Below are 25,967 nucleotides of genomic sequence, written 5' to 3'. Positions count from 1 at the left end.
TCGGGGTGACCGTCACTATTTTGGAAAGGAGGGCTTTGGCCCCGCGTTTCTCCTTTGCGCGGAGGTCTGCACCGTGTGAGGTGTTCGCCAGCAGCTCGCAGCGGTCGCACCAAACAAAGGAGGAATTTTACAATGTACGGCATCATCGTACTTGCGGCCTATGCGGTTCTGATGGTCCTGGTGACCATCCTCCTCTCGCGCCGCTCACAAAATACCGAGAGCTTCCATGTTGCCGATCGGAAGCTCGGCCTGATCCAAAGTGCCATGAGCATTGCGGCCACATGGATCTGGGCTCCCGCACTATTTACCTCGGCAGAAAAAGCCTATGTCAACGGCACCCCGGGTCTGTTCTGGTTCTTGGTGCCGAACATTCTTTGCCTGCTCCTGTTCATCCCCTTTGGCCGTAAGATCCGCGAGCAAATGCCGCAAGGCATCACGCTCTCCGGGTATATGGCTGATAAGTACCACTCCCGCTCTGTCCATGGTGTATACCTGTTTGAACTGTCGGCCCTGGCCGTTCTTTCGACCGGAGTGCAGCTGCTCGCCGGCGCAAAGATCCTCGCGGCCGTGACGGGCTTGCCGTTCTGGGTGTTGACCGTGGTTTTGGCCATCATCGCATATTCCTACTCGCAGTATTCCGGCATCAAGGCATCTGTGCTGACCGACGCCCTCCAGATGGTGCTCATGCTCGGGTGCTGCCTGCTCTTTGTCCCTTGGGCGCTCTCTGGGGATACCGGCGTTTCTGACCTCGTGCATGGATTGGCCGGCGCCTCCGGCGAATACACCCGCCTGTTCGACAGGAAGGGTCTGGAGGTGTTCTTCGCATTCGGGCTTCCAACAGCTATTGGTCTGTTTGCCGCTCCCTTTGGCGACCAATGCTTCTGGCAGAGGGCATTTTCCATCCGGAAGGATAAGGTCGGGGCGGCGTTCAAATTGGGCGCAGCTCTCTTTGCGATTGTCCCGCTGTCCATGGGCGTCCTTGGTTTCATTGCTGCTGGGTCAGGATATGTGGCGCAGGACACTGGGCTTGTGAACTTCGAGCTGGTGACCAACCTCTTCCCTGCGTGGACCATGCTCCCGTTTCTGTTCATGGTGATCTCCGGTCTGCTTTCGACAGCTGACAGCAACCTGTGCGCTGTTGCTTCGCTCACCAGCGACTTCGGCGCCGGCATGAAAACGGCCAAAGGATCCATGCTCGCCCTTCTGGTGCTCGCGGTCGGCATCGCAAACATCCCCGATCTGGCTGTGACAGATCTGTTCCTGATCTACGGAACACTCCGGGCGACAACGATGCTCCCCACCGTGCTCACACTGAAAGGCAAGCACCTGACCGCGGCCGGCGTCACCGGCGGCGTGCTGGCATCACTCTTTGTTGGAATGCCTGTATTCGTCGCTGGGACCTTTGCAGGCAACTCCGCATTGAAAACGGTTGGCTGCCTGAGTGCCGTTCTTCTCTCCGGCATCGTCTGTATGGTAACTGCCCCTCGGAAGGGGGTGCAGCAAGCATGAGTCTCGGAAGAAAGCAAAGCGTCAGCAACGCCGCTTGGCTGGAAGCTGCTGCCTCTATAGAGAGTGCGATCTCTCAGGCTGAGATTGATGAGCTGGCTGCTGAAACGGTCAAGGAAATCGAAGCCACTGTGGCCGGGAGACGCGCAGCTTACGCCTGGAGCGCTGGTAAGGACAGCATTGTCCTTGGCAAACTCTGTGAGGCAGCGGGTGTCACCGACTGTATGATCGGTGTGTGCGACTTGGAGTATCCGGCCTTCATGGCATGGGTCGAGGGGAATAAGCCTGCCGGGTGCGAGGTCATCAATACGCACCAAGGGATAGATTGGCTGGCCAAGCACACCGATATGCTGTTCCCTCAGTCTTCGGAGAAGGCCGGACGATGGTTCTCTATCGTCCAGCACCGGGCACAGGCACAATATTTCAAAGCGCATTCTCTTGATACCATAATCCTCGGCCGGCGCCGCGCGGACGGCAATTATGTCGGCCGCAAATCCAATATCTACACGGATGGAAAGGGCGTCACCCGGTATAGCCCGCTCGCGGCCTGGAGCCATGAGCACATCCTTGCCTACATCCATTATCACAAGCTCCCGCTCCCGCCTATCTATGGTTGGAAGAATGGCTACCTGTGTGGAACGCACCCGTGGCCGGCTCGCCAATGGACGGGAAGCGTTGAGAATGGCTGGCGGGAAGTCTACGAGATCGACCCGGCCATCGTTGCCGGCGCAGCTGAAAAGCTGGAAAGCGCCCGGGCCTTTCTTGAGGAGGTGCGGGCATGAAGGTAACAAAGAAACCTCTTTCCGACCTCCGGCGTCCGGAGCGGAATGTCCGAATGCATACCGACAAGCAGCTGAAGGAATTCCGCCGCTCTGTCGAGATGTTCGGACAGATCCGGCCCATCGTGGTCGACGAGGCGGGCGTGATCCTGGCCGGCAACGGCCTCTATGAAACTCTGCTCTCCATGGGACACACCGAAGCTGACTGCTATGTCGTTTCCGGGTTGACCGAAGCACAGAAGAAAAAGCTCATGCTCGCGGACAATCGGGTCTTTGACCTTGGCGTTGATGATCTGGCCGCGCTGGATGAATTCGTCATGGAGCTGAAGGACGACCTCGATATCCCTGGCTATGACGAAGACCTTCTCCGCGCTATGGTCATGGAGGCCGACGAGGCCGGAGAAGCTCTGCGCGAGTATGGCACCATCGATCAGGACAAGGTTGAGGAGATCCGGGAGACCGGGGAACGGTATGAAGCCCGTGAGGAAGCTTCGGCCCAAAAGGCAGAGCAGTATATCCCGCAGGAAAGCTCCGGGGGCGCTCCGGCGCAGGCCGAGCAGACACAGCGGTTCGTTCTTTGCCCGAAGTGTGGTGAACGGATATGGCTGTGAAACGAGTACCGTCCGACATGGACGTTGTGACCGCCGCCCGGCAGCGCATCAAGAATGTGTTTTCCAACGGTGTTCCCGTATACCTTTCTTTCTCCGGCGGGAAGGACAGCATCGTTCTGGCGGATCTGGTCTATAAGCTGATCCAGGCCGGCGAGATCGACGCCTCCCTTTTGACCGTCCTTTTCATCGACGAGGAGGCAATCTTCGATTGCATTGAAGCCACGACTAAGATGTGGCGCAAGCGGTTTTTACTGGCCGGCGCCAAGTTCCAATGGTGGTGCATCGAGGTCAAGCATTTCAGCTGTCTCAATGAGCTATCCAGCGACGAAACCTTCGTTTGCTGGGACCGGCGCAAGCGGGATGTCTGGGTACGCCAGCCCCCTCCCTTCGCTATTCGCAACCACCCACAGCTCCGGCCGCGGGTGGACAACTATCAGTCCTTTCTCCCACGGGTAACCGGCGACGGTATTATGATCACCGGCGTCCGGGCGGCCGAGTCTATCCAGCGCCTTCAGTACATGGCTGCTCTGAACATGGGAGCAAAGGGAATCACTGGCACCAACACCATCTATCCGATCTACGACTGGAGGACCACTGATGTGTGGCTCTACCTCCGGGATCAGCGGATGGAGGTGCCGGAAGTTTACCTGCAGATGTACCAGGTCGGGGTCAATCGGAACCAGCTGCGGGTTTCGCAATTCTTCTCTGTCGATACCGTTCCCGTCCTGGTGCATCTCGGTGAGTACGATCCGAATTTGATGGAGCGTGTTCTTCGGCGCGAGCCGAACGCATACCTGGCCGTGATGTACTGGGACAGCGAGATGTTCCACCGCACCACCAAGAAGCGGCGGGAACTGGAGGGCGAGGACAAGAAGGATTACCGCGCCCTCCTGAAAGATATGCTGCTGATCCACCCGGGCGACTTCTTCAACACGCCGCACAAAAAGGATGTCGCAAAGCAATACCGCAAGCTCTTTATCCGCATGGACGGAATGGCTCGGCCCCGCGATTACCGGAAGATGTACGAGGGGCTGGTGGCCGGCGACCCCAAGCTGAGGACGCTCCGGGCCATCTATCAGGATATCTCCTGTGCCTACGCAGCCTATGCCAAGAACTTCCGCAAAGGAGGTGAGGCAAATGGCTGATGTGGACCTGTTCGCACCCCTCTCTTCCCTGCAATGGGTGGACCGCGATAAGCTCCGGCCGAACGATTACAACCCCAACAAGGTCAGCCGGGAAAACCTGGAGCTGCTGACCCGCTCCATCGAAACCAACGGCTGGACGCTGCCAATCGTGGTACGGCCTGATTACACCATCATTGATGGCTTCCATCGGTGGACTGTGGCCGGGGCGGAACCGTTACGGACGCAGCTCGGCGGCAAAGTCCCTGTGGTGATCGTGCGACATGAGGACGCGTCGGAAGACATCTACGGCACCGTCACCCACAACCGCGCCCGTGGCACACATCTGCTGGAGCCTATGAAGGCCATCGTAAAGCGCCTGCTGGACGATGGAAAGAGCGTGCAGGAAATCAGCAGGCAGCTGGGTATGCGGCCTGAAGAGGTATTCCGCCTGTCTGAGTTCTCGCGTGACGATTTCCTTGCCATGATGACCAAGGGCGTCCACGGGTACAGTAATGCGGAGCTGCTGACCAAGTACTAAGGTACCCCTCCACCCCATACGCACGGCATAGCCCAGGACAGACTCGTAGAGCGTGTGAGAGCGCGAAGCGTGTTCTGCCCTGGGTGTTACCATGCCAAGACGCAGAGAGGCGTTGCAAGTGCCAGAAGAGACCATTCAGAGGCGACACCGAACCGGCAGGGCAAGGTACTGTGACGCCCCCTGCCAATGGGTTGCGGGCTCAACGACCCCGACATTCATTCAGTTAGCAAACAAAAAATATTGGCATTTCGTTACGATTTCACAGGAAAGGAGTTTGATATATGGCTGAAAAATCGGAAAGAATTACCGATGAAACCACGGTAAGTACAACCGAGCTCGCAATGATACTGGGACTGTCCGCCCGACGAGTTCAGCAGATGGCGCAAGATGGAACCATCATAGCCGCACAACGCGGTCGATTTCCTTTGTGTGACGCTGTTCAGAGATATATCAATTTTCTTTCCAAGGATGATGTGAGCGAGGAAGATTTGAAGGTTGACAAGGTGCGAAGAACAGCTGACGCATCCTTGCGCTCCACCAAAGCCAAAATTGCACAACTTGAGTTGCAGGAATTGCAGGGGAAAATGCATAGTAGTGATGATGTGGAAGCAATAACATCTGATATGATCTTTTCCATACGCGGCGCATTGATTGCACTGCCTGGACGGCTGGCTGTTGATGTTGTGAGAGTGAAAACGCCCGCTGAAGTTGCCGAACTAATTCGCAAGGAAGTTCATAAAATCATGCGTGAGCTGTCAAATTACCGATATGACCCTCAAAAATATGAGGAACGCGTCCGCGAGCGGAAAGATTGGGAAACAAGCGGACGTGATATAGATGACGACTAAGAAAAACGCTGCAAGGCTGAACACGGTAATTTCCAAAGCTTTATCTGGGTTGCGTCCACCGGATGATCTGACAGTAACAGAATGGGCAGAAAAAAATCGGCGTCTATCATCTGAAGCCAGCGCCGAACCGGGACCGTGGCGCACGGAGCGTACACCGTATCTCCGTGAACCTATGGATTCATTTACAGACCCGACAGTGCGACGGATTGTTATGGTGGCAGCATCTCAAGTTGGCAAATCAGAATTTCTGAACAATACGATTGGATATATCATAGACGAAGATCCTGGCAGTATTCTTTTTGTACACCCTACAACCATTGACGCAAAGGAGTACTCTAAGCTGCGAATTGCGCCAATGATTAGAGATTGTCCCACGCTGAAAAAGAAGGTTGCTGATCCGAAAAGTCGTGATAGCAGTAATACCATTTTGCAAAAGACTTATCCCGGCGGTATCCTAACGCTATGTGGTTCGACAGAAGCACACGCCCTTGCATCAAAGCCGATTCGATATGTGTTGGGTGATGAACGCGACCGATGGGCAACTTCGGCTGGAAATGAGGGCGATCCTTGGGATTTGGCGATGGCCAGACAAACGACTTTTTACAATGCCAAGGCAGTGGAAGTTAGTACTCCCACTATCAAGAACGCCAGCGCAATCGAGGCCTCCTATGCCGAGGGAACGATGGAGCGGTGGAAAAGTAAATGCCCTCACTGTGGTGAGTACCATGAAATTAACTTTGAGGACATTCGATATGAGTATGAGCAAAAAATAGTGGCAGGCCGAAAGACCTACAAAATCACAAGTGTTTGGTATATCTGTCCTGGTTGTGGATGCATTTCTGATGAAATAACTATGAAACGACAGCCCGCCCGCTGGGAGGCTGATAATCCGGATGCTCATTTGCAAGGTGTCCGTTCATTTTGGCTGAATGCCTTTGTTAGTCAGTGGGCGAGTTGGAATTCCATTATTCTAAAATATCTAAATGCTATCGGAAATACCCGTAAACTGCAAGTAGTCTATAATACATGTTTCGGTTTATTATGGGAGGACCGAGGCGATTTGGAGGACGAAGACAGCTTGATGGCTCGCCGTGAAGAATATGGGGCTGAGCTACCAGATGGCGTGCTCGTCCTAACTGCGGGAGTGGATACGCAGGATGACCGCATGGAGTATGAGGTCGTGGGGCACGGGCATTTCGGGGAGACGTGGGGGATTGAAAAGGGAATCATTATGGGACGGCCAGATGATACAAACACATGGACCAAGCTTGACGAGGTGGTCTTCAACCGGGTGTTCCGATTTGAAGATGGTCTGGGTCTGCGATGCTCCATGTCCTTCGTGGATGAGGGCGGCCACTTCACGCAGGACGTCCGCCTCCAGTGTCGGGCGCGTATTTCCCGCAAGGTGTTCTGCATCAAGGGTATGTCAGGACCGGACAAGTCCTACACCGCCCCGCCGAAGAAGATGAAGGTCGTGGTGAACAAAGTGGCTATCGGTACCTGCTGGCAGTACCAGCTGGGCGTCGACTCCGGAAAGCAGATCATCATGGACGATCTCAAGGTGAAAAAGCCCGGCTCAAAATTCTGCCATTTCCCCAAGCGGGACGATTACGGCCCTGGGTTCTTTGCTGGCCTGCTTTCCGAGCGCCTTGTCTATGACCCGGCCAAGAAGCAGCCGTGGATTTGGCAGAAGATACCCGGTCACGAGCGCAACGAGGCTCTGGACTGCCGCAACTATGCCCTTGCCGCGTTCAAGGCCCTGCCTGCCAACCTGGACGAAATAGACAGGGGACTAAAGGCACTCAGGGGAAAGGCGGATCCAACGGGCGTTGCAACGCCTGTACCGAAGCCACAGAGACGGAGTCTCAAGGCTAAGGGCGGGCTGGATACATACTACGAGGAATGGTAGGTGACCACTATGGTGGACAAGGAAGATTTGAAAATACGACTGAACTTCTGGCGCTCGGCGGTGGAGAAGCTGCGTGCCGCATATATGGCTCTGGCGAGCGGCGGCGTGAAAAGCTATACCATTGACGACCGCCAGTTGACCAGATATGACCTTCTCGCGCTGAAGGATGAGATTGCAGACGCAGAGAAGCGCATTGACGAACTAAGCGCACAGCTGGCAGGACAACGCCCAAGGCGAGCCTTTGCGGTTGTGCCAAGAGAGTGGTGACCTTTTTCGTGAGGTCACGAAAATGATATGGGTACAAGCCCCGGAAGGGGCTTTGCCACGGGCAGCTCGGCGGAGTTTGTTTGCTTCTTTCGCCGCCGGGCAGCCCGTTTTTTATGCAACACATAGGAGGTGTGTGACATTTACCTCGATAAGAAAACCGGGCTATTCCTGCCCGATACGGCGCGTCCACAAGCCAAAGGATACAGCGAGGCCGGCGCCAGCCTGACCAAGCGGGCGCTTAAGGCTTTCACGCCGCGCAGCGGGTCGCCACGAGAGGACATTGACTGGAACAACTACACCTTGCGGCAGCGGGGGCGGATGCTCTACATGTCCTCCCCGGTGGCAACATCTGCTATCAACACCAACCGCACGAAGGTTGTGGGTGTGGGGCTGACGCTGAAAAGCACCATCGACCGAGACATCCTCGGTCTTTCCCCAGAGACGGCCAAGGCCTGGCAACGGCGCACCGAGGCTGAGTTCTGCCTGTGGAGCGACCGCAAAGCCAACTGCGACGCCACCGGTATGAACAATTTTGCTGGCCTTCAGCAGCTGGCACTGATCGCCTGGCTCCAGAGCGGAGATGTCTTCCCGCTGTTCCAGAGGATGAAGGAGACACCGGTCAACCCCTACTCTCTCCGGGTGCATCTGGTCGAGGCCGACCGGGTACGCACGCCAGCTGCCTACGGCGGCGGCACCGCCGTGGGGCACCTTACAGACGGGAAGAACCCGGACAACGGAAACCGTATCTTCGATGGCGTGGAGGTCGACGCCAATGGAATGGTGGTGGCCTATTATGTCCACAACACATATCCATGGGAGACGACCACCGTCCCGACCGAATGGAAGCGAGTGGAGGCCTACGGCTCCAGGACAGGGTTGCCGAACATTCTGCACATCATGGGCAGCGAGCGGCCGGACCAGTACCGAGGCGTGACCTATCTGGCTCCGGTCATTGAGCAGCTGCTACAGCTTCGCCGATACACTGAATCGGCGCTCATGGCCGCCCTGATCCAATCCTTCTTCACAGCTTGGATCATCACCAAGACTGACCAGAGCGAGATCCCGCTGGGCGAAGTCGGCGCTGGTGATATCGCCGGAGTGCCCTCCGCAAATCCGGTGGAAAACAACCTGTCCACCAGCCCCAGTGAATACGAGATGGGGGCGGGGACCGTGGCGCATCTGGCCGAAGGCGAGGACATCAAGTTCGGCGCGCCGAACATCCCCACCACCGGCTTCGACGCATTTATCAAGACCTTCTGTCAATTGACCGGGGCTGCTCTGGGCGAGCCATACGAGGTGCTGATGAAGGAGTTTAACGCCAGTTACTCAGCCTCTCGCGCCGCGCTTCTGGAGGCCTGGGAGGAGTTCAAAATGCGCCGGAGCTGGTTCGTGGCTGACTTCTGCCAGCCCACCTATGAAGTCTGGTTGGCGGAGGCGGTGGCCCGGGGACGCATCCGGGCACCGGGCTTCTTCGAGGATCCGATGATTCGAGCTGCTTGGTGTGGCGCACGGTGGATTGGGCCGGTGCAGGGGCAGCTTGATCCGCTGAAGGAGGCCAACGCCGCCGTCATCCTGACCGAGCATGGATTCAAGACACACGAGCAGGTCACCCTGGAAATGGGCGGTGGCGACTGGGAGAGCAACATTGAGCAGCTGGCAATCGAAAATCAGAGACTGGCTGAGGCTGGCGGTGGACGCATTACCGTTCCCATTGACCCGAAGGCCGGAGAAGGAGAAAACGAATGAAATACCCGAAGAAAGAGCGGACTGCAGCGGTGGATATTCGCCGACCGGTCTATGCTATGGCGACAACCGATGGCCAGAGTGCCGAGATCACCATGTACGGTGACATCTATGAGCAGCGCCCCACCGACTGGTACGGGAACCCTGTGGATGGAGAATTTGTGCTCTTGTCCGATTTCATGGAGGATTTGGATCAGATCGTCTCCTGCAAAGAGATTAACATCCGCATGAATAGCTACGGCGGAGATGCTGGCGTATCCATCACCATCCACAACCGGCTCCGGGAGTTGGCGCGGGGCGGGGCGAAGCTTACCTGTGTCGTGGACGGCGTGGCCATGTCCGGCGGCTCCCTTATCATGTGCGCCTGTGACACAGTGAAGGTCAACCCCTCCAGCTTGGTGATGATCCATAAGTGCTGGACATTCCTTTTCGGTGGCTATAATGCTGACGAGATGCGTGAGCTGGCCGCCAGGAATGACGCATGGGACAAGGCCCAAATCTCTATTTACAAACGCAAAACTGGAATGAGCGACACGGTTCTATCCCACATGATGGCCGACACTACATACATGACGGGTAGTGAGGCAATGGAGAAGGGCTTTGCCGACGAACTTCTGGAGAATGCAGAGCCACTGGAAATCGCGGCCAGCGCAGACGGGCGCTGCCTGTTTGTTCACGGGCGTGCGCTCCATCTTGCCCCGGGCATGTTTGCCCCGGACAACATCCCCACGGTCAATCCCGAGGTTTCGTCCTCGGATAAGACAAATATGCCCCGGCAGGTACAGGCTGCCGGGGGAAAGGAAGGTAACATTATGGCAAAAAAACTTGAGGAGCTGCGGGCTGAGGACCCGGCTCTCGCGGAGCAGCTGATGACAGAGGCAAAGGCAGCCGTTTCTGCGGCGGGGAAGACCCCAGCTGCGACCGATCCCGTACCCGTCCAGCCGACCGTCACCCAGACTGCGGAGACCGACCCCGCCCAAGTGGAGCGGAAGCGCATCCAGGACATTGATGCCCTGGCCTCCCTGTATGACGCCGAGACCATCCATGCGGCCAAGTACGGTCCTGACGCTTGCACTGCGCAGGAGATGGCGTACCGCGCCGCGCAGAAGGCCGCCAAGACCGGAAAGAGCTACCTGGCCTCCATGATGAGCGACACCGAGGACTCCGGAGCTCAGGGCGTTGGTGCGGCCAGTGTCGGCGGCGAGCCCGTCGGCGGTGAACTGACCCCTGAGCAGCGTATGGCCAAGGGTCGAGCTGATGCCAAGACTCTGAACAAGAAGGAGGAGAAGTAACATGGCGAAGCATCTCAACGGAAAGATTGGTTCTATGGAATACGACAAGTTGATTGCCGGCATGACCCCGCCTGTGAAGGTAGCATCTGGGGTTATCGCCAAGCTCACCGGCGCCGCCGCCACTTATTCGCGCGGCACAGTCTTGGCAAAGTCCGCGGCAGACGGGAAGTTGTATCTGCTTGGCAGCGAAACGCCTGAGGATCTGACTCCGGACTGCATTCTGTGCGATGACGAGGAGATTGGCACCGATGCCGATGCCAATGTGGCGGTTTATGTGATGGGATGTTTTAACGAGAACGCCTTGATTGCCAAGGCGGAATACGATATTACCCAGGCCGACCGGGATGCCCTGCGTGAGCGGGGTATTTATTTGTCTCAGGTCATGGATTAACCGAAGGAGGACAAGAGTATGCCGTTCAATATTTTTGACACCTACTACATGGCGGGCATGGTCCAGGAGATCGTCCCCGTTCAGAGTTTCTTTCGTGATCGGTATTTCCCGACCAACGCGGCGACCGACATTTTCAACGCCAACAAGGTGCTGGTGGAGTACCGCGACCGCGACCGGGCCATGGCTCCCTTCGTGGTGCGTCGCGCCGGTGACATTCCCGTGGCTCGCGGCGGCTACGAGATCCACGAGATCGAGCCCCCCTACATCGCCCCCTCCCGCCTGCTGACTCTGGACGACCTGCAGAAGCGGGGCTTCGGCGAGGCTCTGTATGCCGGCAGCACCCCCGCCGAGCGGGCCCGCGCCCTCCAGATGCAGGACCTCACCGACCTGGACCGCCGCATCCAGCGCCGGGAGGAATGGATGGCCGTGCAGACCATGATCAACAACGGTTGCACCATCGTCGCCTACATCGACAACGATACCGTGGGCGAGACCTATGACATCTTCTTCTACGACACCTCCGGCACCAACCCCGCCAAGTACACCGTCGCCAACAAGTGGGATGGGGACAGCGGCGACTGGAGGGGCGATGTCTCCGCGATGGTGAATGACCTGCTGGACCGCGGCCTTCCTGCCAACGACCTAGTCGTGGGCACCGATGTGGCGGCCTTCATCCAGAGCGACGAGGCCACGCTGAAGCTGCTGGACAACCGGCGCGCCGAGTATGGCCGCCTGGCTCCCCAGGTGCGCTACCCCGGCGTGGTGTGGATCGGCAACCTGAACTTCGATGGCACCGACCTAGACATCTTCTCCGTGCGCGAAACCGTGGCGGACAAGTCCGGCGTCACCCGCCTGTTCCCGGCCACCTCTGCCATGGTCACCGCCCCCAACTGCGGCCACATGATGTACGGCCGCATCGACCAGATTGAGGACAACGACGAGTACGAGAGCTTCGCCATGCAGCGTGTGCCTAAGTTCATCGTTGATAAGGACAAGGACACCCGCAAGCTGCGCTTGGGCGCTCGCCCCTTGTCGGCGCCTCACTGCAAGGCCCCGTGGATCTATGCGGCCAATGTGGTCGGAGACTGACCAGGAGGGAGGAACGGGATATGATGAAAGTCAAGATCACCAGCGGAATCTACGGATACCGCAAGCCGGGTGCCAAGCGCCCGGATCCCAAGCACGCCGGTGATGTGATTGACCTCCCCGACGAGGAGGCTATGCGACTGGAGCAGCTCAAGGTCGGCGTCATCCTCAGTGCCGCCGAGGAACACCACGCTGAACCTGTTGCAACGCTCTCTGTGAGCCAGAGCGATGGTACCCTGGGCGTGGACAAGGGCAAGGACGAGACTGCCGCTGACGGCGCTGTCATCCCCGATGAGCTGGACATCGTGGACGGACACTTTACCGAAGATAGCCTGATGACCATGACCCGAGCCGACATGGAGCATCTTGCCGAGGATTTCGGCGTAGATGTCTCCAAGTGCAAGAACAAGGGTGAGATTGCCAAGCTGCTGGCGGCGGTAGAACTGGAGCTTAACGAAACGGACGAGCCACTGACTGAACTTGGAGCGGAGGCACCAGTAGAATGAGCTTCAAAGACATGGTGGAGAACGACAACCACAATGTTTTTCTGAATCTTGACGAGTTTGCTGAGAGACGGATCATCATTTATGATGGCGTCACCTATGATGGTGCCGAACATACGGGCATTCAAGTAGTCCTGACTGGTCTCAAGGAGAAGAATAGGCGACAGCTCCAGTCTGACCATGCACAGGGCTTGTATCTGGTATCCTCTGTTTTGTATTGCAATGTTTCTGATTTTGAAGGCAATCAGCCTGAAAAGGGGATGCGCATCAAAATTAGTGATGGAAACAGCGGTTTTTTCAGAGAGTTCTATATTGCATCGTCTGTTTGCAATATGGGGATGCTTCGGATTGAACTGGAGGAGATTTGCGAATGAGCGTTGTACAGGTGCAGGCTGTAGGAAATGGTCTGGACAGAGCAACTAAGCTGTTGGCTGGTATTGAAAACGGTACAGATATGGCACTGAAAAACGCTATGACTCGTGCTGTTTCCTATCTGCGCTCTAATACCGCTAGGGCTATCCAACAGCGATACGCTATTTCTACATCCAATATCCGTAGCGAAGAAAATGTTAAGGTACGATATACCTTTCAGCAGGGAGTGCAGGCGTTAATTATTTTCAATGGAAACAAGATTCCACTATTTCGGTATGCTGGGGCATCGCCAAGCGGACCAGCATTTGATCAGAGCTCCCTTGAAAAAGTAATGATCGGGGGAGCGTGGAAAACTGTGCATCCCGGAATTACCGCTGCTGGCCATCAGTTAAAAAGCACGTCTCCAGTAACCATTCCGAATACGTTTGTTGCCCGAATGAGTAGCGGGCATACGGGAATATTCGAAAGAACCGGCGGGGCAACTGCTTCGGATGGTGATGCAATACGAGAAATCATGGGATCGTCTGTCCCGCAAATGCTGGGCAGCGAGGAAGTAAGTGCGAAGCTCGGGCAGGAAACGATGGAAAAGTTTGAGGAACGCCTTGACCATGAAATTATCCGAATATTAAACGGATGGTGATTTATAAGTGAACCGAATTACACTACTGGAGCAACTCAAAGAAGATACGGATAAAGCTGTCAAGAATCTTATTATGCCGGTACGTGTTCAGAGTGCCATCGAGGAACAGCAGTACCGCGCGGCCGATGTTTATCTCATGAGATTGTCAGACAGCAGCGCTGCGAAGAAAAAAGCACCGTATATCATTCATCAGGTCATCACCGGTAAAGATTCACAGCAAAGAGGAAGTCGGGCGGACAGCACTGTTACTGTCCGCTCTATCTTTTGTGTATACAATGACGATGAGCAGGAAGGCGGTCTTATGCTACTCAATTTGATGGAAAGGCTGCGAATATATCTTCTGCAAAGAGTGGTCATTGGAGGAAAGTATCAGCTTAATCTGGAAGCTGGACTGGAAACGCTGATTTATCCGAATGAATCTGCGCCTTACTACGTTGGCGAAATGGTAAGTACATGGGACATGCCGTCTGTAGAAAGAGAGGTAATGAAATGTCTGTGAAAAGTACTGATAAAAGTATGCAGGCTGATATGCCTGAAGTTCCTGTTTCTGCAGCAGTACAAACTTCTGGAAGAAAAAAGAGTACAAAGAAAACCGATAGCCAAGCTGGCGGTTTTTGTGTTTACATCGGTCCGGGTATCCGCGGTGTGATTCAATCTGGAACTGTATACCGCGGTACAAAGGATGATGCGTTGGCGCAGATCGGAAAGGCTGTGGAGAGTTATCCGCTTATTGCATCGCTGGTCGTCAGTGGTGAGACATTGGCGGCCGATCGTATCAAAGTGAAAACGGCTGGAAACCTGCTGTATGTAAATTACATGAAGCTGGCTTCTGGCACTATGTAAGGAGGAACAAAAGATGGCTAATCATGGCGTATATGTTTCCGAGCAGGAAACCAGCGTCAGCACTCCTATTGTGGCAACTTCCGGTGTACCGTTCGTTATCGGCGCCGCACCGGTACAGAGTGCGGGATCTCCGACTCCGGCAGGAATTCCTGTAATGGCTATCAGCTGGGGAGAGGCCGTTGAAAAATTGGGGTATTCGGACGACTGGGAATCCTACCCCCTTTGTGAGTTTATGTATTCGCATTTCAAACTGTTCGGTTGTCAACCGGTCATTTTCTGCAATATCCTTGATCCGACCAGCATGAAAGAATCTGTTGCGGCAGCGGACATTGCCGTGGCGGATCACAAGGCTTTGTTACCAGTTGAGGCAATTAACGATGCAACACTCGTAGTCAAAGAAGCGGGTGGAGCTGGAGATGCCTATGTTAAGGATACGGATTACAGCACCTACTACTATGGTGAGAATCTGGTAGTTGAATTGCTGGGTGATGGAAAAGGTTATGCAGCTGAGGAAGTGAATATTGCTTACAGCAAGACAACCCCTGCTTCTGTCACCGATACGGAAGTTGCAACGGGTCTTGAGAGCATTGAACTATGTATGACCAAACTTGGTGTTGTCCCAGATCTGATTTGTGCTCCGGGACATTCTCAAGTGGCTACTGTTGCTGCGGTAATGGCAACCAAAGCTGCAGGGATTAACGGACTGTTTCGCGCGAAAGCCCTGATTGACATTGATTCCAGCTCGTCGGGTGCGACTACATACGATGCAGCCATCACTAAGAAAGGTGATAGTAACTTTGTGGATGAAAACGAAATCCCCTGTTGGCCAATGTTTGGACTGGATAAGTACAAATTCCATGCATCGACCCAGATGGCAGGCCTGATGGCACAGGTTGATACAGGTAATGGCGGTTGTCCCTATGAAAGCCCGTCGAACAAGAGTCTCCAGTGTGATCGGATGATCCTTGCGGACGGTACAGAAGTCAATCTGACACTCGCACAGGCCAATATGCTCAACGCCAACGGCATCGTGACCGGCCTGAACTTCATGGGTGGCTGGGTAGCATGGGGCAACTACACTGCCTGCTATCCCAGCAACAACGATGTCAAGAATTACTTTATTCCCGTTTCCCGCATGTTCGACTGGGTGGGAAACACTGTAATTCAGACGTGCTGGTCTAAGGTGGACAAGCCGATGAACCGGCGTTTGCTCGATACGATCATGGATACCGTTAACATTTGGCTCAACGGTTTGGTTGGTTCTGGCTATCTGCTCGGTGCTCGAGTCGAAATGCTGGAGGATGAGAACCCGCAGGCTAACCTGATTGCTGGTATCGTAAAATTCCACATCGCAATGACACCGCCATCTCCAGCACAGGAAATCGAATTCGTGCTCGAATATGACGCAAGCTATGTAGCAAGTGCGTTGGCATCGTAAAAGGGGGGACAAGATAATGAGAAGACCTGAAGCTTATATTGACTTTGAGGTTTATGAGGACAGTGCCAACCTGATTGGTATTGCCAACGTGACACTTCCTGAGATTAACTTCCTGACTGCTTCGATCACTGGCGCAGGCGTTGGCGGCACAGTGGAAACGCCGCTGGCGGGTATGATCGACGCGATGACACTAAAGATATCGTTCCTCAGTGTAACTGATGCAGCTGTTACACTTGCTTCACCGAAAAAGCATCAACTTGAGTTGCGCGTAGCTGAGCAGTATTGGAATACGACTACTGTAGATAAGGAAATCAGCGCAGATAAATACGTGTTAACCGTTGTTCCGAAGAAGGTTGCACCTGGAACCATTGCACCGGCTTCTGCATCTGATGCCTCGGGTGAATACAGCGTGTACTATTATGCTGCGTACAAAGATGGGGACATCCTTTGGGAAATTGACCCGTTCAATCAGATTTTCAATGTTAATGGTGTTGACTACTGGGCTGATATTCGCAAAGCACTTGGTAAGTAAGTTGGACAAGTAAAATTGAATTGCGCTCGGGCATTATGCTCGGGCGCAATTTTTCAAAGGAGAACGATTATGAGTACTGAGAAAAATATGGTTATTGCATCTGAGAACATGGCGGTCGTCGAACAAGAGTCGGAAGGCGGTCAGTCAGTGGACGTTGTAGAGAATTCGCGTGATGTCTATACACATAAATTCAAAGCCCCGTTTTCGTATGAGGGAAAGACATACGAAGAGCTTTGCTTCGACTTTGGACGTTTGACCGGCAGTGATGGCGCGGCCATTGAAAATGAGATCCAGATAACGGGGAGACCGGTAATCATCCCTAGTCTGTCCGGCGAATATTTAATGAGAATGGCTGCGCGTGCTTGCACTACCCGTATTGGTTTTGATGTTCTGAAAGCGATCCCGCTTTCTGACTACAACCGGATCAGGAGCGCAGCTCGAAATTTTTTAACAGGTGCGGAGCTGTAAATGACGATTTCGGTGGATGGATTAGACGGCAATGTTTGATCATGGCACGTAACAACCATACACCGGTATCGTTTTGGCTCGAAATGCCGTTACAAGAGCTGCAAAAGTGGATTCGCGAGAACAACAGAATTGTTGAAGAAAACCGGAATAGCAATCCGGAAAGGGGAGGGCTGGTAAATGGCAGGGCGAAAAAATTATGAGATGCAATTCCAGCTCGACGCAAATCTGGGTAGCAGCTACAGCAAGACGTTTAGATCGGCGCAGCAGGAATTATCTTCGCTTGCAAAAGAGATAAAATCGCTGTCCAGTGTTCAATCGGATATTGCTGCATACCAGAAACAGCAAAGCGCAATCAGTGCGACGGAACGCAAACTGTCTGCATTGCAACAGCAATATGACAATATCCAGCGTGAAATCGCTGAAACTGAGGGATTTTCGTCAGCCTTGGAAAACAAACTGATTTCCAAACAGTTGCAAATCGACCGTACCTCTGCATCTCTGGACAAGCAGACCCAAAAGCTTGACGAAATGGGGAATGCATTGCAGGAAGCGGGGGTAGATACTGATAACCTTTCCCAGACTTCTGCAACTTTGGCTGATAGGCTGAACACTCTTAGAAGCAGGCAGGACCAAGTCGCTGATGTCGCACAGACGTTTGGTGTTCGAGCAGGCGAGGCATTTAATGCAGTTCATGAGGCCATTGTTGCCGCTGGAATTGCGACTGCGCTTAAAGAGATATACCGTGGGTTGGCTGACTGTGCGCAAGCTTCGATGGATTTCGAAAGCGCGATAACTGGTGTCGTAAAGACCACCGATCTTACCGATACAGAACTGGCGGATATGTCGGACGCATTGAAAGATATGTCCACGGAAATGCCAGCCACAGCTGAGGAACTGGCCGCGATTGCGGAATCGGCCGGTCAGCTCGGCATTCAGAAGAATTCTCTGCTGGATTTCACTGAGATCATGGCGATGCTTGGTACATCAACCAATATGAGTGCCGATGAAGCAGCAACGGCGCTGGCGCGGTTTGCGAACATCACAGGGACTTCAGCAGATAACTATGGGCGGCTCGGCTCCGTTATCGTTGATTTGGGCAATAAATTTGCAACTACTGAATCGGAGATTACTGCGATGGCCACGCGTCTTGCATCCGCCGGCACTCTTGCAGGCCTTACTGAGGCGGATATTATGGCGCTGTCAGCTGCTATGTCCTCTGTGGGCATCGAAGCAGAGGCGGGCGGCACAGCCATGACGCAGACGCTGAGCGCCATCGAGTCTGCAGTAGCCAATGGCGGCGAAATCTTGGGCGAATTTGCGCGTATTGCTGGAATGACAGCAGATGAATTTTCGGATGCTTGGGAAACCAATGCTATCGGCGCACTTACCAGTTTTATTTCTGGACTGGGGCAGTTAGAGTCTCAAGGAGAAAGCGCGGTACTCACACTGGATGAATTGGGTTTGTCGGGTATTCGCCAGTCCAATATGTTGCAAAGTCTTGCGTTGGCGGCCGACAAGATGGGATCTGCGGTCGATATCTCCAATCAGGCGTGGGCAGAAAATACTGCGCTGACGAATGAGGCTTCCAAAAGATACGCTACCACGCAAAGCCAACTCACTATGATGCAGAACGCCTATAACAATTTGGAAGTTGCGATAGGTGATGCATATAATCCTGCGCTGCAAAAATCATTTTCTATCGGTACAAAAGTGCTGAAAAACGTCACAGAGTTTGTGGAGATGAATCCAGAGCTTGTAAACGGTGTTACGGCGTTTGCTGGTGTTATGGGTGTGGCAACGGTCGGCGTCATAGGGTATACAACGGTGGTCAAACTGGCAACTGTTGCACAGCAAGCATTTGCTGCTGTTTCGAGCGTATCTCTTGGCACAATTTTTGGTGTGACGGCAGCGATTGGCGGTGCCGTCACAGTAATTGCAGCGTTAGCTACAGCTGCAGAGAATGATGCGATACCGTCGGTTGAGGAACTCACAGAGGCTGCTCGAGGTATGGATGATGCGCTGGGAGATGCGAAAGCGACGCTGGAGGATTCCACTGCTGAAACACTTGCCGCTGCTGAGGTAGCAGATACCTATATCACCAAACTTGAAGAAATGGGTGATTACGCCAGCCTTTCCGCTGATGAGCAGCAGAGATATCGAAATACTCTATCGTTGCTATGTGAGGTTGTTCCGGAATTGTCCGGCCTGATTGATGTGCAGACCGGCGCTATTGATGGCGGTACGGATGCACTGCGTGCAAACACCGAAGCATGGAAACAGAATGCCAAACAGCAAGCTTATCAGGAGTATAAAAATACCTTGATGGAGCAGTACAAGGATGTGTTGGTCGAAACAGCCGCCAATAATGTAAAGCTCACGCAGGCTGAATATGCACTTGAAGCAGCACAGCAAAAACAAGCAGATGCTATTAACCGTATTAACGAACTTTATGGTTTATGCGCAGAGGCCGAAAGTGAGTACGGCGCAGGAAGCGCCGAAGCCGCTGAAAAAACAAGTGCATATCAGCAGGAAATTGATGAATTAACTGCTTCTTTGCCGGGGCTTCAGGATGAAGTTTTACTGGCACAGAATTCGGTAGATGCTTATTCACAGGCCATTGCAGATGGTCAGGAAGCGACGGAATCTGCAGAGCAGGAGCTTGAGTCTGCAGAGCAGGCAATCAACGATTTGACTGCTGCTACCGAAGGAAACGCTGATGTCACTGCTGAAGATGTAGCGCAGATGCAGGATCTTCAAAGCGCAGTTTCTGGCGTTTCTTCTCAAATGAGCGCTTTAGCTGATGCCTATACTGCGGCATATAATGCAGCTTATGAAAGTATATCAGGGCAGTACGAATTGTGGGATCAAGTTTCCATTCCTGTTGCAACAAGCGCAGATTCTATAAATTCGGCTTTGCAGAGCCAGATCACATATTGGCAAGACTATAATGAAAACCTTCTCTCTCTGCGCGATAGAGCTGTAGATATTGAGGGCTTAAGCACCATGATCGACAGCTTTGCAGATGGAAGTGAGGAAAGCGTAAGTGCAATCGCTGGTATGGCAGGCGCAACTGACAGCCAACTGCAACAGATGGTTTCCAATTGGCAGACTCTTCAGGCAGAACAGAAGACTACTGCTGATAGCATGGCGGATTTGCAAACCAATTTTACCAATAGCGTAAATCAGATGCAGCAGGATTTTGCAAAAGCAGTCGCTGATATGAATTTGAGTGCAGAGGCCAGGAAAAGTGGCGAAGCTACGCTGCAAGGTTTTATCAGTGCAGCGAACAGTATGCTGCCGCAAGTTCAAGCGGCCTATGCGCGTGTAGCCAATGCTGCAAAAAACGCACTATCTGTTAGTGTTGGCGGTGGTGAAATCAGAGGTTATGCTGTAGGCACACGCTCAGCAGAAGAAGGTTTTGCCATGGTTGGTGAAAATGGACCGGAACTAGTGTATTTCAATGGTGGTGAACAAGTCCTTACAGCATCGGAAACAGCAGCTCTTAAAAGTAGTCTGTCGCCAGCAGAAAGTCAGCTTATGGCGTCTGTACCACATGCTATGGGTTATATGATGTCTGCGCAAAGTAGTCCGCTGAATGCGGAGAGTAGCGGCGGTGAGACGATACTTGTCAATTTTGCACCACAATATAGTTTTGGAAATGTAACAGATACGGCTAAACTCGAATCCATTTTGTATTCTCACGATGAAGAAATGCGTGATTTTATCCTGCAAGTTTTGGAAGAAGCCGGAGTTGATGCTGCGAGGAGGTCCTACGTATGAAAACCTATACTACTGTCCAAGGCGATATGTGGGACAGCATTGCTTTTCGACAGATGGGCAGCGTAGATTATATGGATCAACTCATAAATGCCAATCTGAAATACCACGCCTATTATATTTTCCCTGCGGGAATTGAGTTGATTATCCCTGATATTGTAATACCGGTATCTGAATACCTACCACCATGGAAGCAGGTGGTAGGGTGAGCAGCAAAGATCAGTCCCGTCGTACTACGGCAGAAGTCGTATTTGATGGCACGGATATTAGTAGATCAATATTGCCATATCTGTTATCCCTGACTTATACGGATAACGAAGAGGACGAGGCAGACGATTTGCAAATCAAATTGCAGGATCGAGATAATATATGGTTGGAAAAGTGGCTGAATGATGCCATGGATGCGGCGGCTTCAACAACCTCAACGACAGGGAACACTGCTGGAGGAACATATTCGGTTACAGCCAATAGCGGCCTGAATGTGCGGTCTGGTCCGGGAACGTCATATAGCATATTGGGCGCATTGGCCTACGGATCCAGCATAACCGTATCAGATGTTGAAAATGGATGGGCAACTATCAGCTACAGCGGAAAAACTGCTTATGTAAGTGCCAGCTACATAAAACAGGGCGGCAAAGATAGCTCTGGATCTGGAAGTGCTGTTACGAGTGCGCTAAAAATATCCGCGGTTTATGTAAGGGAAAATTGGAATGGTGATGGAGTGGACAAGGTATTGGACTGCGGACAGTTTGAACTGGATACCGTGAAAGCGTCCGGCTCGCCAGCCACTATTACTATCAAGGCGACATCTCTTCCATTCAATGCACAAATACGGCAAACAAAGAAAACAAAGGCTTGGGAATCGTATAAATTATCTGGTATTGCACGTGGAATGGCTGCCGAAAATGGCATGGCCTGTTTGTATGAATCTGCAAACGATCCATATTATGAGCGTGTAGAGCAGTTCCAGACAAGTGATATAGGTTTCTTGTCGCAGCTTTGTCATGACGCGGGCATATCACTCAAGATCACAAATAATATCGTAGTACTTTTCGATCAGGTAGAGTATGAGAAGAAGAATCCATCCTTTACGGTGAAGCGTGGAGATGGCAGTTATACGAAATACGATTTGTCGGTTGGAAAGGCCGATAGCGAATATACGAGCTGCCGTGTCCGGTATGCCAACCCCAATACCGGATCGGTGATTGAGGGTATCGCATACGTCGAGGACTATAAAGAGGATTCGGACGACAACCAGCAGTTGGAGGTAACAGCGGCAGTATCAAGTATTGCCGAGGCACAGGCTCTCGCTGAAAAGCGACTGCGTCTGCATAATAAATATTCCAAGACTGCGACGTTTACCTTTCCGGGCGATCCAGACAAAATCGCAGGAGTAACTGCCGTGCTGATCGGATGGGGATCCTTTGATGGAAAATACATTATCAAACAATCCAAACATACTTTGAACCATTCCGGCTATACAACACAGGTTTCAATGCGCTGTGTATTGGAGGGATATTGATGGATGCAGAACAAATTATTTCTCGTATGGTGCAAATCGGGACGGTAAGCGTTGTGGACAGTTCTAAGCATGCTGTTCGCGTTATTTTCAAGCAAAGTGGGGAAAGTTCCGGATGGCTTAAAGTTTTGCAGCATATAGGTGGTGCATTGGACATAGTACCCGATGCACAGCATACGCATAACATAACCGATACCTACACGGGCGGCGGCAGTGCAAGCATATTTCCAAACCATAATCATACCGGATCAACAACTGCAAGCTGGATGCCAAGAGTTAATGAGGATGTACTTGTCCTTTATTTGCCGATCTCGAATGGGGACGGTTTTGTGCTGGGAGGAATTTAGATGGCTATTATTGGCTGTTTAGGTGAAATCATCTTCAGCGTATCATCCGAAACAGTAGAAACGCTTGACAATATGCAGTGGTCGGGCAAAGCAAGATATGGTACGCATCAGCGTCATTTGCAAAATGCGCTCACTGAGTTTACTGGCATAGATCCGGACAATATATCTTTTGATATTACGCTTTTCCGGCAATTCGGAGTCGATCCGCAAGCTGAACTGGTGAAGATATGGAAGTATGAACGTGAGGGAACGCCTGTACCGCTGACAATTGGGGAAAAAGGGTATGGAAAGTATCGCTGGAATATTACAGATCACAAAACAAAAGTAAACCATTTCGACATCAATGGAAATGTAACGGTTGCCACCGTATCGCTTAATTTGCAAGAGTATTTAAAGAATGGGTGACAATTATGACATACAAAGTCACTGCCGCAGATATAGGGGCGATTGCACTGAATGAAACGAATACAGTGCAGTCTGTGCTGCAAAATATCGCGATTATTCTGTCTACACGGCAGGGAACTGTACCTTTGTACAGGGAATTCGGTTTGCCGATGCGCTTCCTTGATAAACCGATACCGGTAGCGCGGACTTTGCTCGTAGCAGAAGTCAAGGAAGCCATAGAGGAGTTTGAGCCAAGAGCGGAGTTTATCGGGATAACCTTTTCAGAAGATGCGAGCACGCCCGGTAAGTTGATTCCAACTGTGGAGGTGGAAATCAATGAGTAGGAATACGCAGTACCAATTTGTCAGCACAGATACTGGGGCGCTGGTTTCCTCTCTGGTTGCTGGATATGAGCGGATCACTGGAACAAGTGTGCAGCCAGCCAGCCCTGAGAAGCTATTCATTCAATGGGTGGCCGACATTATCATTCAAGAGCGGATTATCAACAACTACACAGGAAATCAGAATATTCCCAGCAGAGCAGAGGGCGAAAACCTTGATGCATTGGGAGAATTATTCTATGCATCGCAGCGGCCGGCGGCACAGCCCGCTGTCTGTACTGAGCGGTTCTATATCTCCGAAGCGCAGGAAACCGCTATCCTGATTCCTATTGGAACACGAGTAACCGATGCGAGCAATACGCTTGTGTGGGAGACCGTGGAAGATGTCTATGTGTCCATCGGTAGTACTTATGCAGATGTGCAAATCCAATGTCAAACTGCGGGTGTAGTCGGTAATGACTATTCGGCAGGCCAGATCAATACCATCATCGATCTGTTCAATTACTATGATCACTGTGAAAATACGACCGCCAGTGACGATGGAGCTGATGCCGCGACCGACGATGAATATTATGGGCTGATGCGAGCAAGTCAGGATGCGTACTCGACCGCAGGGCCGAAAGGCGGTTATATCTATATTGCAAAACAGGTATCTACTGAGATTGCAGATGTGGTTGCTAATCGTCCCAGCGCCGGAAAGGTGGACCTGTATGTTCTGATGGACGACGGAAGCATCGCTCAGACAGAAACTAAGAATGCGGTTCTTGCTGCGTGCAGTGCAGATACGGTGCGTCCGCTGACAGATGATGTGGCAGTCAAAGACCCTCAGGCAGTGGAGTACAACATTTCTTTTACATATTTTATTCCAAGTGATGCTGCTGTCGGTTCGGCTGAAATTGAAGCTGCTGTGAACGCGGCCGTGGATCAGTTTGTGTCTTGGCAATGCGCTAAGCTGGGCAGAGACATCAATCCATCCTATTTGATCGGTTTGTTAATGCAAACGGGTATTAAACGGGTAGTTTTGACTTCTCCTGCTTTTACTGTACTCAACGACGGCAGTGATAACACTGCACCGCAAGTAGCCATGATTGGTGATATTACGGCAACAAACGGAGGGCATGAGGATGAATAGTGTATATGGATTAACGGCCGAAAACCTACTCAGAACCCTTCCGGAAGTTTTTCGTAATGATAAAAAAATGGTGGCCCTGGCTTCGTCGATTGCTGATGTATTGGCAGCGAGACCAGAAGAAATACGACAATTGATGATCTATTCTCGTATTGACGATCTATCTGAGGAACTGCTGGATATGCTGGCCTACGACTTCAAGGTAGACTGGTGGGATGGGGATTACACGCTGGAGGAGAAGCGAAAAACACTAAAGGACAGCTGGCGTGTCCATCGCATGCTTGGCACCAAAGCTGCTGTTGAAACTGCGATATCAGCAATTTATCCGGAAACACAGGTAAGAGAGTGGTTTGAATACGGCGGCGAACCATATCATTTCCGATTGTTGATTGACTCGACTTTTGAGGGAATCGACCCGAACAAGCATCAACGTGTGCTCGATCGTGTTGAGTATTACAAAAACCTGCGATCGGTTCTGGATGAGATAGAGTATTATGATGCTGGTGGAACGGCTGTTCAGTATGTTGGAGCATCCTACCTCGGCTGTGAGATAATCGACAGTTCTGTGGCTGTGCAGTATTAAATCGGAGGTGAAACAATAATGGCAAATTGGACTGGCGTTATCACAAACGCTGGCAACAATGTTCTATTGGAATGGATAAACGAAAAAACGCTTCATTTCGATAGTGCAGCAGCCGGACAGGGGACTGTAGAAACGGTTGGGATGCTTGCACAGACGGCACTTGTTAATCAAAAACAAGTTGCCAGTATCATTGGTGCTGAACGTGTCAGTAAGGGTATTCGCTTGAAAATCCGCATCACGGCACCTCAGGCAGCTTACACGCTGAATCAATACGGCGTATGGGCAAGTATTACCGGTGGCTCAACCACCATGATCGCCTTATTTCAACATGAGAAGGGCATTCCTATTCCGAGTGCAGCAGAGTCTCCGGATTTTGTATATACCTTTTATGCGCTGATTAGTACCTCCAATACAGGTAAATGGACAGTGAATATTGATACTTCTGCGTCTGTCACATTGGAGGAAATGAATGCAGCCATTGCAACCGCAGTTGCAACTAAAGAGGGATTGATAAAAGACGCATCGCAAAAGGCTTCCCTTGCAGATGCGGATTGCATAGCGGTGGTGGATAGCGCAGATGGAGGCAAAACAAAGCGTGTGTTGTGGAGTACGGTCAAGGCTGTGCTGGCAAAACTATTTGTTCCCCAAACCCGCAAGATCAACAACAAGCCGCTCAGTGCGGACGTGACGCTGACCGGGGAGGATATCAAGGTCACTGGAAGCGACGAGACGACGATCCACACCCGGCTATCCGAGATCACCAATCCTAATTTGCTGGATAACTGGTATTTTGGCAATCCGGTTAATCAGCGTGCGGCGTCAGAGTATAGTGGCTCTTGGTCATATTGCATCGACAGGTGGGTTGCTGAGGGGATTATTACGGTTGGCAAAGAGGGCGTGAGCGCATCGTCCAGAGATGCAAGTAATCCGGCATATTTTTTGCAACGGTTTGAGCATTTTCCGGATGGGCGGCAGGTTACGTTTTCGCTATTAACTG

At 52.3% G+C, this 25,967-nt stretch carries 29 protein-coding genes; all 29 read left to right on the top strand.

Features of this window, described 5'->3' with window-relative positions:
• The first annotated feature begins 132 nt into the window (after positions 1-132).
• On the top strand, positions 133-1,509 hold the full coding sequence (locus T363_RS0108750) for a sodium:solute symporter family transporter (protein ID WP_031475132.1): 1,377 nt from the start codon (positions 133-135) through the stop codon (positions 1,507-1,509).
• Positions 1,506-2,288, top strand: a complete 783-nt coding sequence (locus T363_RS0108745; RefSeq protein WP_031475131.1) for a phosphoadenosine phosphosulfate reductase domain-containing protein — start codon at positions 1,506-1,508, stop codon at positions 2,286-2,288. Before T363_RS0108750 ends, T363_RS0108745 begins: the two co-directional genes overlap by 4 nt.
• Positions 2,285-2,896: a ParB/Srx family N-terminal domain-containing protein gene (locus T363_RS0108740; protein WP_031475130.1), complete on the top strand. Its 612-nt coding sequence runs from the start codon at positions 2,285-2,287 to the stop codon at positions 2,894-2,896. The genes T363_RS0108745 and T363_RS0108740 overlap by 4 nt, the downstream gene beginning before the upstream one ends.
• A complete protein-coding gene (locus T363_RS0108735) occupies positions 2,887-4,041 on the top strand; it encodes a phosphoadenosine phosphosulfate reductase domain-containing protein (protein WP_031475129.1) in 1,155 nt (384 codons plus the stop codon). Before T363_RS0108740 ends, T363_RS0108735 begins: the two co-directional genes overlap by 10 nt.
• Complete coding sequence (locus T363_RS0108730; RefSeq protein ID WP_031475128.1) at positions 4,034-4,558, top strand: IbrB-like domain-containing protein; 525 nt, start codon at positions 4,034-4,036, stop codon at positions 4,556-4,558. Before T363_RS0108735 ends, T363_RS0108730 begins: the two co-directional genes overlap by 8 nt.
• Before the next feature lie 281 nt (positions 4,559-4,839).
• Positions 4,840-5,406 carry a hypothetical protein gene (locus tag T363_RS16385; RefSeq protein ID WP_031475127.1) on the top strand — a complete coding sequence of 189 codons (567 nt, stop codon included), beginning with the start codon at positions 4,840-4,842 and terminating at the stop codon, positions 5,404-5,406.
• Positions 5,396-7,315 carry a phage terminase large subunit family protein gene (locus tag T363_RS0108720; RefSeq protein WP_031475126.1) on the top strand — a complete coding sequence of 640 codons (1,920 nt, stop codon included), beginning with the start codon at positions 5,396-5,398 and terminating at the stop codon, positions 7,313-7,315. Before T363_RS16385 ends, T363_RS0108720 begins: the two co-directional genes overlap by 11 nt.
• Positions 7,316-7,582: a hypothetical protein gene (locus T363_RS0108715; protein WP_051643188.1), complete on the top strand. Its 267-nt coding sequence runs from the start codon at positions 7,316-7,318 to the stop codon at positions 7,580-7,582.
• Between the two features lie 129 nt (positions 7,583-7,711).
• Positions 7,712-9,328 (top strand): phage portal protein, encoded by a 1,617-nt coding sequence (locus T363_RS0108710; protein ID WP_242840254.1) that lies wholly within the window; start codon positions 7,712-7,714, stop codon positions 9,326-9,328.
• Positions 9,325-10,617 carry a head maturation protease, ClpP-related gene (locus T363_RS0108705; RefSeq protein ID WP_051643186.1) on the top strand — a complete coding sequence of 431 codons (1,293 nt, stop codon included), beginning with the start codon at positions 9,325-9,327 and terminating at the stop codon, positions 10,615-10,617. Before T363_RS0108710 ends, T363_RS0108705 begins: the two co-directional genes overlap by 4 nt.
• Before the next feature lies 1 nt (position 10,618).
• The gene (locus T363_RS0108700; protein WP_031475122.1) at positions 10,619-11,008 is read left to right on the top strand and encodes a head decoration protein; all 390 of its coding nucleotides are present in this window, start codon (positions 10,619-10,621) and stop codon (positions 11,006-11,008) included.
• A gap of 18 nt (positions 11,009-11,026) precedes the next feature.
• Positions 11,027-12,097, top strand: coding sequence for a major capsid protein (locus T363_RS0108695; RefSeq protein ID WP_031475121.1), 1,071 nt, complete (start codon positions 11,027-11,029; stop codon positions 12,095-12,097).
• The gene (locus T363_RS0108690; RefSeq protein ID WP_154658781.1) at positions 12,064-12,600 is read left to right on the top strand and encodes a hypothetical protein; all 537 of its coding nucleotides are present in this window, start codon (positions 12,064-12,066) and stop codon (positions 12,598-12,600) included. The genes T363_RS0108695 and T363_RS0108690 overlap by 34 nt, the downstream gene beginning before the upstream one ends.
• On the top strand, positions 12,597-12,971 hold the full coding sequence (locus T363_RS0108685; protein ID WP_031475119.1) for a hypothetical protein: 375 nt from the start codon (positions 12,597-12,599) through the stop codon (positions 12,969-12,971). The genes T363_RS0108690 and T363_RS0108685 overlap by 4 nt, the downstream gene beginning before the upstream one ends.
• On the top strand, positions 12,968-13,609 hold the full coding sequence (locus T363_RS15145) for a phage tail protein (RefSeq protein ID WP_031475118.1): 642 nt from the start codon (positions 12,968-12,970) through the stop codon (positions 13,607-13,609). Before T363_RS0108685 ends, T363_RS15145 begins: the two co-directional genes overlap by 4 nt.
• A 7-nt stretch (positions 13,610-13,616) precedes the next feature.
• Positions 13,617-14,108, top strand: a complete 492-nt coding sequence (locus T363_RS0108675; protein WP_051643185.1) for a hypothetical protein — start codon at positions 13,617-13,619, stop codon at positions 14,106-14,108.
• On the top strand, positions 14,099-14,452 hold the full coding sequence (locus T363_RS0108670; RefSeq protein ID WP_031475116.1) for a hypothetical protein: 354 nt from the start codon (positions 14,099-14,101) through the stop codon (positions 14,450-14,452). Before T363_RS0108675 ends, T363_RS0108670 begins: the two co-directional genes overlap by 10 nt.
• 13 nt (positions 14,453-14,465) lie before the next feature.
• The gene (locus T363_RS0108665; protein ID WP_031475115.1) at positions 14,466-15,890 is read left to right on the top strand and encodes a phage tail sheath family protein; all 1,425 of its coding nucleotides are present in this window, start codon (positions 14,466-14,468) and stop codon (positions 15,888-15,890) included.
• Between the two features lie 16 nt (positions 15,891-15,906).
• Positions 15,907-16,422 carry a phage major tail tube protein gene (locus tag T363_RS0108660; protein WP_031475114.1) on the top strand — a complete coding sequence of 172 codons (516 nt, stop codon included), beginning with the start codon at positions 15,907-15,909 and terminating at the stop codon, positions 16,420-16,422.
• A 69-nt stretch (positions 16,423-16,491) separates the two neighbouring features.
• Positions 16,492-16,890, top strand: coding sequence for a hypothetical protein (locus T363_RS0108655; protein ID WP_051643184.1), 399 nt, complete (start codon positions 16,492-16,494; stop codon positions 16,888-16,890).
• A 177-nt stretch (positions 16,891-17,067) separates the two neighbouring features.
• Positions 17,068-20,670: a phage tail tape measure protein gene (locus T363_RS0108650; protein ID WP_031475112.1), complete on the top strand. Its 3,603-nt coding sequence runs from the start codon at positions 17,068-17,070 to the stop codon at positions 20,668-20,670.
• Positions 20,667-20,876 (top strand): tail protein X, encoded by a 210-nt coding sequence (locus tag T363_RS0108645; RefSeq protein ID WP_031475111.1) that lies wholly within the window; start codon positions 20,667-20,669, stop codon positions 20,874-20,876. The genes T363_RS0108650 and T363_RS0108645 overlap by 4 nt, the downstream gene beginning before the upstream one ends.
• Positions 20,873-22,189, top strand: coding sequence for an SH3 domain-containing protein (locus T363_RS15140; RefSeq protein ID WP_051643183.1), 1,317 nt, complete (start codon positions 20,873-20,875; stop codon positions 22,187-22,189). The genes T363_RS0108645 and T363_RS15140 overlap by 4 nt, the downstream gene beginning before the upstream one ends.
• Positions 22,189-22,533: a hypothetical protein gene (locus tag T363_RS0108635; protein ID WP_031475109.1), complete on the top strand. Its 345-nt coding sequence runs from the start codon at positions 22,189-22,191 to the stop codon at positions 22,531-22,533. The genes T363_RS15140 and T363_RS0108635 overlap by 1 nt, the downstream gene beginning before the upstream one ends.
• A complete protein-coding gene (locus T363_RS0108630) occupies positions 22,534-22,938 on the top strand; it encodes a phage tail protein (RefSeq protein ID WP_031475108.1) in 405 nt (134 codons plus the stop codon).
• Positions 22,939-22,943: 5 nt separating this feature from the next.
• Positions 22,944-23,261 carry a GPW/gp25 family protein gene (locus T363_RS0108625; RefSeq protein ID WP_031475107.1) on the top strand — a complete coding sequence of 106 codons (318 nt, stop codon included), beginning with the start codon at positions 22,944-22,946 and terminating at the stop codon, positions 23,259-23,261.
• Positions 23,254-24,390, top strand: a complete 1,137-nt coding sequence (locus T363_RS0108620; RefSeq protein WP_031475106.1) for a baseplate J/gp47 family protein — start codon at positions 23,254-23,256, stop codon at positions 24,388-24,390. The genes T363_RS0108625 and T363_RS0108620 overlap by 8 nt, the downstream gene beginning before the upstream one ends.
• Positions 24,383-24,970, top strand: a complete 588-nt coding sequence (locus tag T363_RS15135; RefSeq protein ID WP_051643182.1) for a phage tail protein I — start codon at positions 24,383-24,385, stop codon at positions 24,968-24,970. Before T363_RS0108620 ends, T363_RS15135 begins: the two co-directional genes overlap by 8 nt.
• Positions 24,971-24,988: 18 nt before the next feature.
• A partial coding sequence (locus tag T363_RS14550; protein ID WP_034972045.1) for a hypothetical protein occupies positions 24,989-25,967 on the top strand: 979 nt, incomplete at its 3' end.

Origin of the sequence: Agathobaculum desmolans ATCC 43058 (assembly GCF_000701665.1) — a bacterium.
GTDB lineage: Bacteria > Bacillota > Clostridia > Oscillospirales > Butyricicoccaceae > Agathobaculum > Agathobaculum desmolans.
Note: the sequence above shows the minus strand (reverse complement) of the source record. Positions and strands in the feature narration are given on the sequence as shown.

Bases quoted from the DNA above. Each gene is read 5' to 3' on its own strand.
- T363_RS0108750 (WP_031475132.1), top strand. From the start codon at position 133: ATGTACGGCATCATCGTACTTGCGGCCTATGCGGTTCTGATGGTCCTG.
- T363_RS0108745 (WP_031475131.1), top strand. From the start codon at position 1,506: ATGAGTCTCGGAAGAAAGCAAAGCGTCAGCAACGCCGCTTGGCTGGAA.
- T363_RS0108740 (WP_031475130.1), top strand. From the start codon at position 2,285: ATGAAGGTAACAAAGAAACCTCTTTCCGACCTCCGGCGTCCGGAGCGG.
- T363_RS0108735 (WP_031475129.1), top strand. From the start codon at position 2,887: ATGGCTGTGAAACGAGTACCGTCCGACATGGACGTTGTGACCGCCGCC.
- T363_RS0108730 (WP_031475128.1), top strand. From the start codon at position 4,034: ATGGCTGATGTGGACCTGTTCGCACCCCTCTCTTCCCTGCAATGGGTG.
- T363_RS16385 (WP_031475127.1), top strand. From the start codon at position 4,840: ATGGCTGAAAAATCGGAAAGAATTACCGATGAAACCACGGTAAGTACA.
- T363_RS0108720 (WP_031475126.1), top strand. From the start codon at position 5,396: ATGACGACTAAGAAAAACGCTGCAAGGCTGAACACGGTAATTTCCAAA.
- T363_RS0108705 (WP_051643186.1), top strand. From the start codon at position 9,325: ATGAAATACCCGAAGAAAGAGCGGACTGCAGCGGTGGATATTCGCCGA.
- T363_RS0108700 (WP_031475122.1), top strand. From the start codon at position 10,619: ATGGCGAAGCATCTCAACGGAAAGATTGGTTCTATGGAATACGACAAG.
- T363_RS0108695 (WP_031475121.1), top strand. From the start codon at position 11,027: ATGCCGTTCAATATTTTTGACACCTACTACATGGCGGGCATGGTCCAG.
- T363_RS0108685 (WP_031475119.1), top strand. From the start codon at position 12,597: ATGAGCTTCAAAGACATGGTGGAGAACGACAACCACAATGTTTTTCTG.
- T363_RS15145 (WP_031475118.1), top strand. From the start codon at position 12,968: ATGAGCGTTGTACAGGTGCAGGCTGTAGGAAATGGTCTGGACAGAGCA.
- T363_RS0108670 (WP_031475116.1), top strand. From the start codon at position 14,099: ATGTCTGTGAAAAGTACTGATAAAAGTATGCAGGCTGATATGCCTGAA.
- T363_RS0108665 (WP_031475115.1), top strand. From the start codon at position 14,466: ATGGCTAATCATGGCGTATATGTTTCCGAGCAGGAAACCAGCGTCAGC.
- T363_RS0108660 (WP_031475114.1), top strand. From the start codon at position 15,907: ATGAGAAGACCTGAAGCTTATATTGACTTTGAGGTTTATGAGGACAGT.
- T363_RS0108655 (WP_051643184.1), top strand. From the start codon at position 16,492: ATGAGTACTGAGAAAAATATGGTTATTGCATCTGAGAACATGGCGGTC.
- T363_RS0108650 (WP_031475112.1), top strand. From the start codon at position 17,068: ATGGCAGGGCGAAAAAATTATGAGATGCAATTCCAGCTCGACGCAAAT.
- T363_RS0108645 (WP_031475111.1), top strand. From the start codon at position 20,667: ATGAAAACCTATACTACTGTCCAAGGCGATATGTGGGACAGCATTGCT.
- T363_RS0108635 (WP_031475109.1), top strand. From the start codon at position 22,189: ATGGATGCAGAACAAATTATTTCTCGTATGGTGCAAATCGGGACGGTA.
- T363_RS0108630 (WP_031475108.1), top strand. From the start codon at position 22,534: ATGGCTATTATTGGCTGTTTAGGTGAAATCATCTTCAGCGTATCATCC.
- T363_RS0108625 (WP_031475107.1), top strand. From the start codon at position 22,944: ATGACATACAAAGTCACTGCCGCAGATATAGGGGCGATTGCACTGAAT.
- T363_RS0108620 (WP_031475106.1), top strand. From the start codon at position 23,254: ATGAGTAGGAATACGCAGTACCAATTTGTCAGCACAGATACTGGGGCG.
- T363_RS15135 (WP_051643182.1), top strand. From the start codon at position 24,383: ATGAATAGTGTATATGGATTAACGGCCGAAAACCTACTCAGAACCCTT.